Genomic DNA, 15244 nt, shown 5'->3' on the forward strand with positions numbered 1-15244 from the left:
TTCTATCATTTCGAGATTGAGGGATTGAAAAAAACTTACTTCAAGCTTGCCAATACGAATTTTAAGCAGAATATCATTTCTCTTTTTAGAATCAAAACGACGAGATTGTGGAATCTCTACAGGAACAATAGGTTGTGGCATTAAAATATCCTCCAATAGTTTTACTTTACTAATAGTATACAGGAGGTCTTCCATGAATGATAGATACCTTGTTATGACGCGCTTACTTTAGAATAGTACGTTATAGATGTTAAAATATTTCTAGAAATTAATTTGACTTTCCTAATCGATTTGTTCACATCTTGTTTTAATCTACTATATATAGGGTACTTGAAAGGCTATCATCGGACAAAATAAGGAAGGCATGATATAATATAAGGTAGATTTCTATGTCATAAAACAAGAAGTGTTTGGACATCATTCATTTGAGAACTCTTTATGTTCAAACGATAGTAAAATAAAATAGGGGATCTAAACCCTTGCTACGAAAGGAAAAAAACTCAATGGCTACTATTCAATGGTTTCCTGGTCACATGTCTAAAGCGCGTCGACAGGTTCAGGAAAATTTAAAATTTGTTGATTTTGTGACGATTTTAGTTGATGCACGCTTACCTCTATCTAGTCAAAATCCTATGTTGACCAAGATTGTTGGTGATAAACCAAAACTCTTGATTTTAAACAAGGCCGACTTGGCTGATCCAGCAATGACCAAGGAATGGCGTCAGTATTTTGAATCACAAGGAATCCAGACGCTAGCTATCAACTCCAAAGAGCAAGTAACTGTAAAAGTTGTAACCGATGCTGCTAAGAAACTCATGGCTGATAAGATTGCTCGCCAAAAAGAACGTGGTATCAAGATTGAAACCTTGCGTACCATGGTTATTGGGATTCCAAACGCTGGTAAATCCACTCTTATGAACCGTTTGGCTGGTAAGAAAATCGCAGTTGTTGGCAATAAACCAGGTGTTACCAAGGGACAACAATGGCTTAAAACCAATAAAGACCTGGAAATCTTGGATACACCGGGGATTCTCTGGCCTAAATTCGAAGACGAAACTGTTGCTCTTAAACTAGCCTTGACTGGAGCTATTAAGGACCAGTTGCTTCCTATGGATGAGGTAACTATTTTTGGCCTCAATTATTTCAAAGAACATTATCCAGAAAAGCTGGCCGAACGCTTCAAGCAAATGAAAATTGAAGAAGAAGCGCCTGTTATTATTATGGACATGACCCGTGCCCTCGGTTTCCGTGATGACTATGACCGTTTTTACAGTCTCTTCGTGAAGGAAGTCCGCGACGGCAAACTCGGTAACTATACCTTAGATACATTGGAAGACCTCGATGGCGACGATTAAAGAAGTCAAAGAACTCCTTGCTACGGTCAAGGACTTAGATAACCCTATTTTTTTAGAGCTTGAACAGGATAATCGCTCTGGAGTTCAAAAAGAAATTAGCAAGCGTAAAAAAGCCATTCAGGCTGAATTGGATGAAAATTTGCGTTTGGAATCTATGCTTTCCTATGAAAAGGAAATTTACAAGCAAGGAGTGATCTTGATAGCAGGTGTTGACGAGGTCGGCCGAGGTCCTCTGGCTGGGCCAGTAGTCGCTGCAGCCGTTATTTTACCTCAAAATTGTAAGATTAGAGGCCTCAATGACAGCAAGAAAATTCCTAAAAAGAAACATCTGGAGATTTTCCAAGCAGTTCAAGACCAAGCCTTGTCAATTGGCGTTGGTATCATGGATAATCAGGTCATCGACCAAGTCAATATCTACGGAGCAACTAAACTGGCCATGCAGGAAGCAATCTCCCAGCTCAGTCCTCAACCTGATCACCTCCTGATAGATGCCATGAAACTGGAATTGCCCATTTCACAAACTGCCATCATCAAAGGTGATGCTAATTCCCTCTCTATCGCAGCAGCTTCTATAGTAGCCAAGGTGACCCGTGATGAATTGATGAAGGAATACGATCAGCGGTTTCCTGGCTATGATTTCGCTACTAATGCAGGATATGGAACAGCTAAACACCTAGAAGGACTCGAAAAACTAGGAGTTACCCCAATTCACCGAACCAGCTTTGAACCTGTTAAATCACTGGTTTTAGGTAAAAAAGAAAGTTAATTGAAAGGAAATACCATGGAGGAACAGTCGGAAATAGTCCGTTCTAAGAAAGAATTCGCCTTTGCATCCAGCACTATCCTATCCCAAGTTGGTCGAGGAATCATTGTCGGCCTCGTCGTTGGAATTATCGTCGGATCCTTTCGTTTCTTAATTGAAAAGGGCTTCCACCTGATACAAGGACTTTATCAAGATCAAGGGCACCTAGTGCGCAATCTTTTTGTACTGGTTTTGTTTTATATACTCATCTGTTGGCTCAGTGCTAAATTAACTCGATCAGAAAAAGATATCAAAGGCTCAGGAATTCCGCAAGTCGAAGCCGAACTGAAAGGCCTCATGTCCCTCAACTGGTGGGGCGTTCTTTGGAAAAAATATGTGCTAGGAATGCTTGCTATTGCCAGCGGCCTCATGCTGGGGCGTGAAGGGCCAAGTATCCAACTGGGAGCAGTTGGTGGTAAAGGAATTGCCAAGTGGCTCAAATCCAGTCCAGTAGAGGAACGTTCCTTAATTGCCAGTGGAGCTGCAGCAGGTTTAGCCGCAGCCTTTAATGCACCAATAGCAGGCCTCCTCTTTGTAGTAGAAGAAGTTTATCACCATTTTTCGCGCTTTTTCTGGGTTTCTACACTAGCAGCCAGCATCGTAGCAAACTTTGTGTCTCTGCTCATGTTCGGTTTGACACCAGTATTGGATATGCCAGATAACATTCCTCTCATGACCCTAGATCAATACTGGATTTATCTTGTGATGGGAATTTTCCTTGGATTTTCCGGTTTTCTCTATGAAAAAGCTGTGCTCGATGTCGGTAGACTTTATGATTGGATTGGTCAAAAAATCCATTTGGATAGAGCTTATTATCCAATTCTTGCTTTTATTCTCATCATACCAGTCGGAATTTTTTTACCCCACGTCCTTGGTGGTGGAAATCAGGTTGTCCTTTCCCTAACTGAGCAAGATTTTAGTTTCCAAGTTCTATTAGCTTACTTTTTAATTCGCTTTATCTGGAGCATGATTAGTTATGGAAGTGGTCTTCCAGGAGGCATTTTCCTACCAATTTTGGCGCTTGGTTCCTTACTTGGTGCCCTAGTTGGTGTTATCTGCGTCAATCTTGGACTTGTCAGTCAAGAGCAATTCCCTATATTTGTCATTCTAGGAATGAGTGGCTATTTTGGAGCAATATCAAAAGCTCCCTTAACTGCCATGATCCTCGTAACTGAGATGGTAGGAGATATTCGCAACCTCATGCCACTTGGTCTTGTCACTCTTGTTTCTTATATTATCATGGATTTGCTCAAGGGTACACCAGTCTATGAAGCCATGCTGGAAAAAATGCTTCCAGAAGAAGTATCCAGTGAAGGAGAAGTTACCCTTATCGAAATACCAGTTTCTGATAAGATTGCTGGAAAACAAGTACACGAACTCAACTTACCACACAACGTCCTCATCACTACCCAAGTCCATAATGGCAAGAGCCAAACAGTTAATGGCTCAACCAGAATGTATCTGGATAATATGATTCACCTGGTTATTCCAAAAAGTGAAATTGGAAAAGTCAAAGATTTGTTGTTGTAGAGTTTGTTTACATAATTTATCTTATGTAAACAGCTGACCTGATTTATTTAGAAAACCGATTCTCAGCAATGAGATCGGTTATTTTTTACTGATGAGGAATTTTACATATAAATAATTGAGCTTTGGTAAAAATAAGACTATAATTAAGTTAGAAATGATAAAGCATAAAGCTAGAAAGGAGTTTACTGTATCAAATCTGTACAGTAAGATTAAAATCATGAAAAAGAAAACAATAGCAATTATACAGTGCATTTTGTATCTCATAGCTCCCTTATATAGCTCTTCAGTTATGTAGTATTAACAGAACTTTAGTGGGTGAGATTTTTTTATTTTCCTTATTCTGTTAACTATTTCATTCTGGTTTAGTATTTGGAAGCTAGAAAAAGCACTAGCTAATGATTCACAATGAAACTCCAAAGACTTAGATCCGTATTACACAGGTCTAAGTTTTTTAAAAAGCTCTATAACATCTTTCCGAAAAACTATAATTTTCTTGAAAAATAAATAAGTCCATGCTATACTACTAATAGACTTATTTATGGAGAAAATACATGAAACGTGAGATTTTACTGGAACGAATCGACAAACTAAAACAAATCATGCCCTGGTATATTCTTGAATACTACCAATCTAAGCTTGCTGTTCCTTACAGTTTTACAACCTTGTACGAATACCTCAAGGAATATGATCGATTTTTCAGCTGGGTTTTGGAGTCTGGTATCTCAAACGCTGATAAAATGTCTAATATTCCTTTATCTGTCTTGGAAAACATGTCAAAGAAAGATATGGAGGCTTTTATACTTTATCTACGTGAACGTCCCTTGCTGAATGCCAATACAAGCAAACAAGGTGTTTCTCAGACAACCATCAATCGGACCTTATCAGCGCTTTCCAGTCTTTACAAGTATCTGACCGAGGAGGTTGAAAACGACCAGGGCGAACCTTATTTCTATCGTAATGTAATGAAGAAAGTTTCAACAAAGAAAAAGAAAGAGACCCTTGCTGCCAGAGCTGAAAACATCAAGCAAAAACTCTTTTTAGGTGATGAAACAGAAGGTTTTCTAACTTATATTGACCAAGAGTACCCACAACAGCTTTCAAATCGAGCTCTCTCATCATTCAACAAAAATAAAGAACGAGATTTAGCCATTATTGCCCTTCTCTTGGCATCGGGTGTTCGCTTATCTGAAGCTGTTAATCTGGATTTAAGAGATCTCAATCTAAAAATGATGGTTATTGATGTCACTCGAAAAGGTGGCAAACGCGATTCGGTCAATGTTGCTGCCTTTGCTAAGCCTTATTTAGAGAATTATCTGGCCATTCGAAATCAACGCTATAAGACGGAAAAAACAGACACAGCCCTCTTTTTGACACTCTATAGAGGTGTTCCCAATCGTATTGACGCTTCCAGCGTTGAGAAAATGGTTGCTAAATACTCAGAGGACTTCAAAGTCCGTGTAACACCCCATAAACTGCGCCATACCCTAGCAACTAGGCTCTATGATGCTACTAAATCGCAAGTTTTGGTCAGTCACCAGCTAGGACATGCCAGTACACAAGTCACTGACCTCTATACTCATATCGTCAATGATGAACAAAAGAATGCCTTGGATAGTTTATAATTTTACGTAATATAACTTATGTAAAATTTTTATCAAGAAAAGAAGCTGCTAAAAATAAGCAACTTCTTTTCTTGATATCTGATACCAGTAAAGTAGCGTGAAATATCAATTGTTTCTATATTTTTGAAGTTCTCGTCTACCTACTACTAATTAAAATAATGTAGATAAGGAAGGATATTTTTGCTTGTAGGAATTTTAAAAATCAAGCTTTTCTGGATTCAAATCTCTTCACAATAACAGTTAAACGCCAACGGTAGAGAGCCCCGCTCACGATTAGACTAATAATCAAACCAATCCAGTAAGAATAAGCTCCAAAATCTGTTAGAGAGTCGAATACCATAGCTACTGGGAGTGTCACCCCCCAGTAACCAACCAAACCAAGGTAAAAAGGAATAACGGTATCCTTATACCCCCGTAAAATTCCCTGAAGCGGTGCCGCAAAGGTATCTGCTAACTGGAAGAAAAGGCTATAAGTCAAAAAACGCGCTGTCAAATCAATAAATTCTGGATCGTTACCATAAAGACTGGCCACATTTCCCCTAAAAATGTAAAGGAAGGTTAAGGTGAAGGCCGCAAAAATGAGGGCAGTCCATCTTCCTAGACCAATATAGGTTTTCGCATCATCAAATCGCTTGGCTCCCACTTCATAGGAAACGACAATAGCCATAGCAGACGAGATACTCATGGGAAAGGCGTACATGAGACTTGAAAAGTTCATAGCTGACTGGTGACTAGCGATAATCAAGGACGAGAACTTAGCCATAATCAAGCCAACCACGGAAAAGATAGCCACTTCCGCGAAAACAGTTCCCCCAATAGGAAGACCTAAACGAACTCCTTCCTTGATTTTATCCATATTAAATGGAATTCGTCTTTCAAGGTGTAGGGCTTTGAGCTTCTCCTGTTTAAATAAAACCAGAACAGAAATTCCCAGCAAGACCCAATAAGCCAAGGAAGTACCTAAACCAGCACCAGCCCCTCCCAGCTCTGGAACTCCAAAGGCACCGTAAATCAAGAGATAGTTAAATCCGCTATTGAGAGGGAGTAACAAAAGCATGAGATACATAGACAGTTTGGTCAAGCCCAGCGAATCCAGTAAGGAACGAATGACACTAAAGAGCAACAAGGGGATAATCCCGATAGATAAAAACCAAAGATAGCGAACCGCTACTGCTGCCACTGGTGCTTCTAGTCCGATATGATTCAAGATTGGTGGTGCCAAGAAAAGCACCATCCCCAGCAAGATCACAGATAGACCCAAGGCCAGATAGATGAACTGGTAAAAATCTGACGCAACTTCTTCCTTTTTGCCTCGACCAAGATGATGACCAATGATGGGCACCAAGGCCGACACAATTCCTGTTAGAAAGGTAAAGAAAGGATTCCAGATACTGGTTGCCATAGACACACCAGCCAAGTCCATAGTATTGTATTGACCTGTCATTGCAGTGTCAACAAAAGAGGCAGAATAATTGGCAAATTGGTAGATCAGGATTGGGAAAAATATCTTTAAAAATAATACTAACTTCTCTCGTAAACACTTTGTCTTATACATACTTCTCTTTCTATTCTGATTTATCTAAACCAAAGAGTTTCAGACCATAGTTTTTCAAACTTAGCGGAGGATTATTAGATTTTGAAGTAGTATGCCAACACGCACATGTACGACAATAATAGCTTCTAACTAAACCTCCATTATCATATTGAACCGCATGGTCAGCTTTTTCTTTAGTTTCATATTGAATTTTAGAACGATTAGATGCGGGACAGTAAATTCCGCTATTAGATTTTGCTTTTCTCTCCCTACGTTTTCGAAAATAATTCATATTCCAACTCCTATCAAGCTTGATAAACGATTTGTCCCTTACAGATGGTATATTTAACTTGCCCTTTTAAGGTTTCACCGATGAATGGTGAATTAGCTGCTTTGGAAGCAAAATGGGAGTCCACAAGGCGGTCAGCCTTAGCATCAAAAATAGTGATGTCCGCTGGACCATTCTCAGCCAAGTAACCTGCTTCAAAGTTGTAAAGCTTGGATGGGTTGTATGTCATTTTTTCAAGTAATTCCATCAAGCTTAACTCACCAGCTTCCACCAAATAAGTTAAACCGAGAGAAAGAGATGTTTCTAAGCCAGTCATACCAGACGGCGCCTTGGTAATATCCTCAACATTTTTTTCATCCGCATGGTGAGGCGCGTGGTCTGTCGCGATAACTGTGATGACGCCTGATTTAAGACCTTCAATCACGGCACGACGGTCTGATTCCAAACGAAGTGGCGGATTCATCTTAGCATTGCTTCCTTGTGTCAAAAGGAGCGCTTCAGTCTTAGAAAAATGCTGTGGCGCTACTTCTGCTGTGACTTGCGCACCTAGCCCCTGAGCAAACTCCACTACTTTAACACTTTCTTCCTTCGACAAATGCTGGATGTGAACGTGGGCCTTGGTTGCATAGGCAATCATGACATCACGCGCCATCATAGCATACTCAGCCACCCCAGTTGCACCACAGATATGGAAATGTTCTTTAGCAATATTTTCGTTAAAGCCAAGAATCCCATTCAAACCTGGATCTTCCTCATGAAGACTAATAAAGGTATTAAGCTTTTTGGCTTTCTCCATGGCTTCCTTGACAACTTTACTACTTTCAAGCGGAATACCGTCATCAGAAAAACCAACAGCTCCAGCTTCTAAGAGTGCTTTAAAGTCAGTCAAATCTTGCCCATTAAAATTCTTCGTAATGGTCGCAACCGTCTTAACATTGATTTTTTCCTTGGCAGCAGATTGAAGAACTTCTTGCAAAGTCTCCACGTCCGAAATGGTTGGACTAGTATTAGCCATCATGACAACTGTTGTAAAACCACCGGCAGCAGCTGCTAGGGCACCTGTATGAATATCTTCCTTGTGGGTTTGACCAGGTTCACGGAAATGAACATGAATATCGACCAAGCCAGGAGCAACTACAAGACCACTAGCATCAAGCACCTCCGTCCCTTCTTCTTTAATCTCAGACGCAATGTTGACAATTTTCCCATCTTGGACTAAGACATCACACACTTGATCCAAACCAGACTTGGGATCCATTACACGACCATTTTTGATTAGTAGCATCTACTTTCTCCTTTATTCATAGAAATCAACTTGGGTATCCAACAATTTATCCCCATCATAAACAAACTTGGCTGAAAAGAAGGGTTTATCCTCTAAAAGCCACCCAACAAAGGTATGGTCACCTTCCCAAGTCGGCTTACTCAAAACCTCGTCATAGGGAACCCATTCTAGCGTCCCCTCATTGCAGTCAATCAAGTCCCCCTCAAACTCCGTCACCTTAAAAACATAGGTGTACCAGTCTAAATCTGGCGTAAATTCAGGAAAAGTGATGACACCTTTTAGAACTGGCTTGGCTTTGAGCCCTGTTTCTTCGAGGATTTCACGCGCCGCGCACTCCTGAGGGGTCTCTCCTCGCTCTAGCTTACCACCCACACCAATCCATTTCCCTTCATGGACATCATTGGGTTTCTTATTGCGGTGGAGCATAAGCAGTTCTTTCCCGTTATCAATGTAGCAAATCGTCGCTAACTGAGGCATATTTTCTCCTTATCTAAGCCAATCGATTGGCTCTTGTCCTGTCTCTTTTAAGAATGCATTTGTCTTGGAAAAAGGCTTGGAACCCCAAAATCCTCTATAAACTGACAAAGGACTGGGATGGGCTGATTCGATAATCAAGTGATGAGGATTGGTAACCAAGGTCTTCTTCTTACGTGCATAGGCTCCCCAGAGTACAAAAACGACTGGTCTATCTAGATGATTGACCACCTGAATCACAGCATCCGTAAAAGGCTCCCATATCTGACCAGCATGACCATTGGCCTGTCCAGCAGGAACCGTCAAACAAGCATTAAGAAGCAAGACTCCTTGCTCAGCCCAAGTTGTCAAATCATGAGATTTCTTAACGCCGATATCGTCTGACAATTCCTTCAAGATATTTTGCAAGGACGGCGGAGCTGGAATAGAGTCAGGGACAGAAAAACTCAAGCCCTGAGCTTGCCCTGGTCCGTGATAGGGGTCTTGCCCTAGAATGACCACCTTAACGTCTTCAAGCGGTGTTGTCAAGAGAGCTTGAAAAACCTTTTCCTTGGGTGGATAAATAGTCCCCTGAGCATAGACCTGATTCATAAACTGATTGATTTTCCCAAAATAACCCTCAGGTAATTGCGCCTTAATCAAAGCATGCCAAGACGAGTGTTCCATAGCCGACTCCTTCGTTTTTACTGCCTCTATTATAGCAAAAAGTGGCTTTCTAAACCACTTTTTACAGTTTATCTAAAGATTTAATAAATCGACTATATACGATTTGAATACGTGAATACAGTTTATAAAGACTGGCTATTTTTTATAATTACTTTTTAAATCATTAAGCATTTTACTACCTCTTTCGAAGATTATCTTTTCTGAAATATTTTTAAACATATTAAAATCTATTTCAGAAAAAGGAGTTTCTTTAGAAACTTGCCATATAGTTTTTAAATAATTTTTTTCTAAAAAGTCGTCAAAATTAGAAAACAATCGAAAATACAATGCATTCTCTTGGTGTAAAATCGCTCTTTTTAAAGGATAATACTCTTTAATATTATTAACTTTTTGTTCGTAGGCATACTTTGCTACATGATCTAGGTATATATCAAAAAAGTCATGAGGAAAATCTCCCATACAGCCATTACGATTCATATTGAGGCTATATTTTCGATTAGTAAGATAATTCGGAAATATATTTCCTATTACTCTAAGATTATCTACTTGTGAATCCCTTCTCCCAATATAATCCCCTTCTTTGACTAATGATGAAGATTTCCAAGTAAAAATTAAATCGCCAGAGAAATTTTTCTTATCAAAAAACTTAAAAAGAGATTGATAAATACTATTTGCTAATTGACAAGTGTCAGATGTAAATTCATAATTAACAGCTTCATTAAAATCAACTTCAGACATTTCAATGTACTCTTCAATAGTAATATTAGCTTTTTTTGTAGTCATTAGCTCGTCTCCTTTAAAATGTGATCTTTGCAAGAATATTTTTATCCAAACAATCCAGCAAGTCTTGGTAAGAATGGACTTCGTAAGTTGGCTGGGCTTGTGTGTGATTTTCGAGGTGATGAGGGTTGTACCAGATTGTGTCAATCCCCGCATTATTGCCACCTTGAATGTCGGCGGTTAGAGAATCTCCAATCATCAGCGTCTTTTCTTTACTAAATCCAGCAATCTGCTGACCGATTTTTTCATAAAATAGAGCATTCGGCTTTTGAGTTTGCAATTGCTCAGAGATAAAGACTTGATTGAAATAAGGTCCTAGACCAGATTGAGCCAAACGTCCTGTCTGAATGGCAGTAATGCCATTTGTCGCAGCATACAAGTCATAATCACGATCAATGAGGCTGTCCAAGAGATCATGAGCGCCCGATAGTGTTTGTCCCTGCTGGGCGAGGTAAAATTGGTAACGTTGGGCAAGAAAACTACCGTCTTTTTCCTGTCCAAAATGAGCAAATAAACGAGAAAAGCGCTTGTTAACCAGCTCTTGTTTACTGATTTTCTTCAGCTCCAAGTCTTTCCAGAGAGCCTTGTTCATAGGAACGTAATAATCTTTATAAGCCTGAATATCCGCAACTCCTTCTTCTTTTAGAAGTTGGGTCAAAGCCACATCCTCAGCAGCATCAAAATCAAGAAGAGTGTGGTCGAGGTCGAAGAGTAGAAATTTGTAGGACAATTTGAGGTTTTCCTTTCTGAAAATTCATTAAGAACATTATATCATAAAGCACCTCATACAATTAACTAATTTAATCACTTGAAAAAATTCGAACACTTTCTATACAACTAACAGCCCAAATCGTCCAGAATAGAACAATCCTAACTATCGAATACCCTAACTTCATAAATATCCATGTGATTCTAGGTCTAGAATTCCTATAAACTAAATGTTTTCGTACTCTTCTAAGTAATTGATTGCCTTAAACTTTAATTTTTGAAGGATTCTAAAGCTAGAATAGTCTCATCACAATCAGTTTTGAATGATTCACAATTTAGAAACACTATAGGTTTACTCTTGTTAAAATAAAAAGGAACTGCCCAAAGCAATCCCTTTTTATTTACTTAAAATTTGATAGTTGAGATAATCAATAGCCCACCTATAAAAAGTGTTATAGTAAAATTCCTTATTTATTGATTTCAAGCTCAGACAACTGTGTTTGAATAACTGACAGTTCTGCACCAGCCTGAAGAAGAGCAGCTGCAGTATAAGCACCTTCTACAATTGGAACCCTATTGATGATGATACTTTTATCACTGAAATCAGCCACCATTTCTAAGTTCATTTTAGCAGAACCCAGGTCAAAAAAGGCTAATAAGGTATCTGCTGGATTTTCGGAAACAACCCTATCTACTTGATCAAAACTTGTTCCAATTCCTCCATCTTCGGTTCCTCCTACATAAGTAATCGGAACATCTTTAGCTACTTCACTAATCAGTTCAACGACACCTTCTGCAATGTTTTTGGAATGTGAAACGATAACAAGACCAATACTTCCCATTAAACCACCCCAGTTTCTAAAAGAGCAGTAAAGAGTAATCCTGATGAGAATGATCCAGGATCAATATGTCCAAGAGAACGTTCTCCTACATAAGACGCCCTTCCTTTAGTTGCAAGTAAATCTTTGGTAGCATTCACTACCTTATCAATAACCTCTTGAGTCAATTGACCAGCAGACAAAGCAGCAATAACAGGAGTCCAAACATCAACCATTGTCTTTTCTCCAACTTCTGCTTTCCCACGTTTGACAATCATATCCAAACCGCTTTGTAAGATTTCCTCTATTTTCGAATTAGAGTCAGCCTTGGCCATGCCCATAAAAGCAGAGCCATACAAGGGACCAGAAGCACCGCCTACCTTACTCAGCAGTTGCATTGAGACAAGTTTAAACACATCACTGTTAGTTTCAAATTGCTTTCCTTCTAAGTTTTCCATAACTGCAGCCATGCCACGCGCCATATTTCCACCGTGGTCTCCATCTCCTATCGGAGTGTCTAACTCACTAAGGTAATCTTTCTGTTCTTGAATCTTTTCATTAAAAAGCTTCATCCATTCAAGAGCTTGTTCAGCATTCATGCGACATTTCCTCCTTGAATTTTACCAAGCTGGTGTAGTAACAGGTGCATTTAGAGCATCCAACCATTCATCATCTGCCAATCGAATCAATGTTAATGATAAGCCAGCCATATCGATTGATGTCATATAGTTTCCAATTTTCTTAAATGCCAACTCAACACCTTTTTCATGGAGCAATTTAGCCACATCATTTGCAAATACGTATTGCTCCATAAGAGGAGTGCTTCCTAAACCATTGATGAGAAGGCCATAGCGTTCACCAGCCTTAAGTTGGAAACCTTCAGATAGTTTTTCAACCAATTCTGAGGCCAATTGTGCTGAAGGTTGCATTTTCTCTTTTTTATATCCTGGCTCACCGTGAATACCAACTCCATATTCAAATTCATCATCTTCTAGAACAAATCCTGGTTTCCCAACTTCTGGAACAGTAGCGCCAGATAGAGCTAATCCAATTGTTTTAATTTCTAAGACAAGTTTGTCGGCCAAGTCCTTCATTTCAGATAATGATTTACCAGAACGAGCCGCATTACCCAAAATTTTATGAACTAAAATAGTACCTGCAACACCTCTACGGCCTTGGGTATAGAGACTATTTTCAACCGCAATATCATCATCGACTACAACACTTGCTACATCAATACCTTCCATTTCAGCAAGTTCTTGTGCAATTTCAAAGTTCATAATGTCACCAGAATAGTTCTTGATGACCATGAAAACTCCAGCACCTTCATCAGCCGCCTTAATGGCTTCTAAAATTTGGTCCGGAGTAGGTGAAGTGAAGACTGCTCCACAAATGGCAGCAGACAACATTCCATCTCCTACAAATCCAGCATGACTGGGTTCATGTCCTGAACCTCCACCTGAAATGAGTCCAACTTTTCCTGTCTTTTCTGCCTTTCTAACGATAACATCAAAACCATCTAAGCGTTGAACCAAGTCATCATGCATGAATGACAACCCCTGCAACATTTCATCAAAAACTTGTGTCTGTTCATTTATAATTTTTTTCATGAGAAACTCCTTTCGGCATCTACCTTTGTTTTCGATTTCATTATATACTTTTTATTGCTGGATGATAAGGGACAGATTCTATTATTTGTCCCCTTTTAAACCCGTTTCAAACATTTTTTTGGTAAAATGAAGTAAGTAAAAGAAAGGCTTCCTATGGCATCATCACTCATTACAAAAAAACGGATTGCCAAGGCATTTAGAGACCTATTAGCTACTAGAGAATTTGATAAAATCTCCATTGTAGATATCATGGAATCAGCTGGCATTCGTAGACAGACCTTTTACAATCATTTTCTTGACAAATATGAACTGCTAGACTGGATATTTGAAACTGACTTAACCGAGTATATCACCAATAACTTGGACTTCATTTCAGGCCAAAAACTATTACAAGAATTATTTCTTTATTTCGAACAAGAGCGTGATTTTTATATTCAACTTTTTGATATTCAAGGGCAAAATAACTTCTATGACCACTTTATCAGCTACTGTCGCTTGCTTGTATCAAAAATTTTAAGAGAATATGGTCAGATTGATAGCGATTCATCTGCTTATACTTGTTTTTTGCTAGATTATCACTCACATGCTCTAGCAGAAATCGTGAAGGCTTGCGTCAATAAAAAAAGTCCAGTTCCACAACCAGACTATCTCATCATGACAATTATTGGAAAGAGGCCACAATGACATTTATTTCAAATCATAAACAGAAAATTATTTCAAGTTACATTTCAGCAACTGTCAGCAGTCATCCTGAATTAGAAAAACACCCTACTTTACCACTAGTCTATCAAAAAAATCGCAATCCTCATCAGGTTCCAATATTGTCGGGTGGAGGTTCCGGTCACGAACCCGCTCATATTGGATATGTGGGAAAAGGAATGCTTACTGCTGCTATCTATGGCCAATTATTTACTCCTCCTACAAGAACTGAAATCTTAGAGTCCATTCGTTTTTTAAACAATGGTCACGGTGTCTTCATCATTGTAAAAAATTTCGAAGCAGACATCAAAGAATTTAGCTGGGCCATTAATACTGCTAGACAAGAAGGAATTAAGGTCGGCTATAGTCTAGCACACGACGATATTTCTATTGAACCTCACAATAGATTTCAAATTAGAGGAAGAGGGCTTGCAGGGACTATTTTACTTCATAAAATCCTAGGATATGCGGCTCAGAACGGTGCTGACATCGAGCAACTAACTAATTTAGGTTATGAACTTGCTACCGAAATCGCAACAATTGGCTTTGCAACGAAATCGGCTAGTCTCCCCCAAGCCACCCTTCCACTATTTAACTTGGAAGAAGGAAATATTTCTTATGGTATTGGGATACATGGCGAAGAAGGCTATCGTATAGTCCCATTCCAATCATCGGAAATCCTTGCAAATGAAATTATAAGTAAATTAAGATTGCACTATCATTGGAAAAAGGGTGATCAATTTATATTGCTTGTAAATAATCTAGGCACTACCAGCAACTTAGAAATGGGTATATTTATCAATGATCTCCTTCAACTCTTAGAAATTGAAGGAATCACTATTACATTTATAAAATCAGGAACATTTATGACCAGTCTGGATATGGCAGGTATATCCGTAACTCTTTGCCCTGCGAAAAATAAACAATGGTTAGAAGCGCTCAATGCTCCAACAACAGCTTTTTCATGGTAATTTGCTTGTATAACTCAAAAGGGCTACATCACTTGTTAGACCTTTGCTTTTATCTTATACTCAATGAAAATCAAGGAGCAAACTAGGAAACTAGCCGCAGG

General features: G+C 39.0%; 16 protein-coding genes. 6 read left to right on the forward strand and 10 right to left on the reverse strand.

Annotation, left to right across the window (positions count from 1 at the left end):
* Positions 1-503: 503 nt before the first annotated feature.
* The 4 genes from ylqF to xerS all read left to right on the forward strand — a co-directional run bounded on the left by ylqF (position 504) and on the right by xerS (position 5309).
* Positions 504-1355, forward strand: coding sequence for a ribosome biogenesis GTPase YlqF (gene ylqF / locus HT669_RS07705; protein ID WP_138706127.1), 852 nt, complete (start codon positions 504-506; stop codon positions 1353-1355).
* Entirely contained in the window at positions 1342-2121 is a 780-nt protein-coding gene (locus HT669_RS07710; RefSeq protein WP_138706126.1) for a ribonuclease HII, read from the forward strand. Before ylqF ends, HT669_RS07710 begins: the two co-directional genes overlap by 14 nt.
* Before the next feature lie 15 nt (positions 2122-2136).
* Positions 2137-3687: a ClC family H(+)/Cl(-) exchange transporter gene (locus tag HT669_RS07715; RefSeq protein ID WP_172933675.1), complete on the forward strand. Its 1551-nt coding sequence runs from the start codon at positions 2137-2139 to the stop codon at positions 3685-3687.
* Positions 3688-4238: 551 nt separating this feature from the next.
* A complete protein-coding gene (xerS, locus tag HT669_RS07720) occupies positions 4239-5309 on the forward strand; it encodes a tyrosine recombinase XerS (RefSeq protein WP_000817848.1) in 1071 nt (356 codons plus the stop codon).
* A 202-nt stretch (positions 5310-5511) separates the two neighbouring features.
* On the opposite strand, the gene pdrM is transcribed toward xerS, so the two are convergent.
* The 10 genes from pdrM to dhaK all read right to left on the reverse strand — a co-directional run bounded on the left by pdrM (position 5512) and on the right by dhaK (position 13473).
* Positions 5512-6864, reverse strand: coding sequence for a sodium-coupled multidrug efflux MATE transporter PdrM (gene pdrM, locus HT669_RS07725; RefSeq protein WP_031222554.1), 1353 nt, complete (start codon positions 6862-6864; stop codon positions 5512-5514).
* A 10-nt stretch (positions 6865-6874) separates the two neighbouring features.
* Entirely contained in the window at positions 6875-7135 is a 261-nt protein-coding gene (locus tag HT669_RS07730) for a hypothetical protein (RefSeq protein WP_001105920.1), read from the reverse strand.
* A gap of 13 nt (positions 7136-7148) precedes the next feature.
* Complete coding sequence (locus HT669_RS07735) at positions 7149-8417, reverse strand: dihydroorotase (RefSeq protein ID WP_023939075.1); 1269 nt, start codon at positions 8415-8417, stop codon at positions 7149-7151.
* A gap of 12 nt (positions 8418-8429) precedes the next feature.
* On the reverse strand, positions 8430-8894 hold the full coding sequence (locus tag HT669_RS07740; protein WP_001135770.1) for an 8-oxo-dGTP diphosphatase: 465 nt from the start codon (positions 8892-8894) through the stop codon (positions 8430-8432).
* Between the two features lie 9 nt (positions 8895-8903).
* On the reverse strand, positions 8904-9557 hold the full coding sequence (locus HT669_RS07745) for a uracil-DNA glycosylase (RefSeq protein ID WP_023939074.1): 654 nt from the start codon (positions 9555-9557) through the stop codon (positions 8904-8906).
* A gap of 135 nt (positions 9558-9692) precedes the next feature.
* Complete coding sequence (locus HT669_RS07750) at positions 9693-10340, reverse strand: hypothetical protein (RefSeq protein ID WP_172922287.1); 648 nt, start codon at positions 10338-10340, stop codon at positions 9693-9695.
* A 13-nt stretch (positions 10341-10353) separates the two neighbouring features.
* On the reverse strand, positions 10354-11067 hold the full coding sequence (locus tag HT669_RS07755) for a YjjG family noncanonical pyrimidine nucleotidase (RefSeq protein WP_050236557.1): 714 nt from the start codon (positions 11065-11067) through the stop codon (positions 10354-10356).
* Between the two features lie 445 nt (positions 11068-11512).
* The gene (gene dhaM, locus HT669_RS07760) at positions 11513-11887 is read right to left on the reverse strand and encodes a dihydroxyacetone kinase phosphoryl donor subunit DhaM (RefSeq protein ID WP_050236558.1); all 375 of its coding nucleotides are present in this window, start codon (positions 11885-11887) and stop codon (positions 11513-11515) included.
* Complete coding sequence (dhaL, locus tag HT669_RS07765; protein ID WP_000990804.1) at positions 11887-12462, reverse strand: dihydroxyacetone kinase subunit DhaL; 576 nt, start codon at positions 12460-12462, stop codon at positions 11887-11889. The genes dhaM and dhaL overlap by 1 nt, the downstream gene beginning before the upstream one ends.
* 21 nt (positions 12463-12483) lie before the next feature.
* Positions 12484-13473: a dihydroxyacetone kinase subunit DhaK gene (dhaK, locus tag HT669_RS07770; RefSeq protein WP_138703469.1), complete on the reverse strand. Its 990-nt coding sequence runs from the start codon at positions 13471-13473 to the stop codon at positions 12484-12486.
* 153 nt (positions 13474-13626) lie between these two features.
* Between dhaK and dhaS the strand changes: the two genes are divergently transcribed.
* On the forward strand, positions 13627-14157 hold the full coding sequence (gene dhaS / locus HT669_RS07775) for a dihydroxyacetone kinase transcriptional activator DhaS (RefSeq protein ID WP_000168611.1): 531 nt from the start codon (positions 13627-13629) through the stop codon (positions 14155-14157).
* Positions 14154-15143, forward strand: coding sequence for a DhaKLM operon coactivator DhaQ (gene dhaQ / locus HT669_RS07780; RefSeq protein ID WP_054393042.1), 990 nt, complete (start codon positions 14154-14156; stop codon positions 15141-15143). Before dhaS ends, dhaQ begins: the two co-directional genes overlap by 4 nt.
* Positions 15144-15244: the final 101 nt, after the last annotated feature.

The organism is Streptococcus sp. 2100, from assembly GCF_013276335.1.
GTDB classification, from domain to species: Bacteria; Bacillota; Bacilli; order Lactobacillales; family Streptococcaceae; genus Streptococcus; species Streptococcus pseudopneumoniae.

What these genes read in the sequence shown, in the direction of transcription:
- ylqF (WP_138706127.1), top strand. Translation starts at nt 504, where the DNA reads ATGGCTACTATTCAATGGTTTCCTGGTCACATGTCTAAAGCGCGTCGA.
- HT669_RS07735 (WP_023939075.1), bottom strand. Translation starts at nt 8,417, where the DNA reads ATGCTACTAATCAAAAATGGTCGTGTAATGGATCCCAAGTCTGGTTTG.
- dhaL (WP_000990804.1), bottom strand. Translation starts at nt 12,462, where the DNA reads ATGAATGCTGAACAAGCTCTTGAATGGATGAAGCTTTTTAATGAAAAG.
- HT669_RS07715 (WP_172933675.1), top strand. Translation starts at nt 2,137, where the DNA reads ATGGAGGAACAGTCGGAAATAGTCCGTTCTAAGAAAGAATTCGCCTTT.
- HT669_RS07710 (WP_138706126.1), top strand. Translation starts at nt 1,342, where the DNA reads ATGGCGACGATTAAAGAAGTCAAAGAACTCCTTGCTACGGTCAAGGAC.
- pdrM (WP_031222554.1), bottom strand. Translation starts at nt 6,864, where the DNA reads ATGTATAAGACAAAGTGTTTACGAGAGAAGTTAGTATTATTTTTAAAG.
- dhaM (WP_050236558.1), bottom strand. Translation starts at nt 11,887, where the DNA reads ATGGGAAGTATTGGTCTTGTTATCGTTTCACATTCCAAAAACATTGCA.
- HT669_RS07750 (WP_172922287.1), bottom strand. Translation starts at nt 10,340, where the DNA reads ATGACTACAAAAAAAGCTAATATTACTATTGAAGAGTACATTGAAATG.
- dhaK (WP_138703469.1), bottom strand. Translation starts at nt 13,473, where the DNA reads ATGAAAAAAATTATAAATGAACAGACACAAGTTTTTGATGAAATGTTG.
- xerS (WP_000817848.1), top strand. Translation starts at nt 4,239, where the DNA reads ATGAAACGTGAGATTTTACTGGAACGAATCGACAAACTAAAACAAATC.
- HT669_RS07730 (WP_001105920.1), bottom strand. Translation starts at nt 7,135, where the DNA reads ATGAATTATTTTCGAAAACGTAGGGAGAGAAAAGCAAAATCTAATAGC.
- HT669_RS07745 (WP_023939074.1), bottom strand. Translation starts at nt 9,557, where the DNA reads ATGGAACACTCGTCTTGGCATGCTTTGATTAAGGCGCAATTACCTGAG.
- dhaS (WP_000168611.1), top strand. Translation starts at nt 13,627, where the DNA reads ATGGCATCATCACTCATTACAAAAAAACGGATTGCCAAGGCATTTAGA.
- dhaQ (WP_054393042.1), top strand. Translation starts at nt 14,154, where the DNA reads ATGACATTTATTTCAAATCATAAACAGAAAATTATTTCAAGTTACATT.
- HT669_RS07740 (WP_001135770.1), bottom strand. Translation starts at nt 8,894, where the DNA reads ATGCCTCAGTTAGCGACGATTTGCTACATTGATAACGGGAAAGAACTG.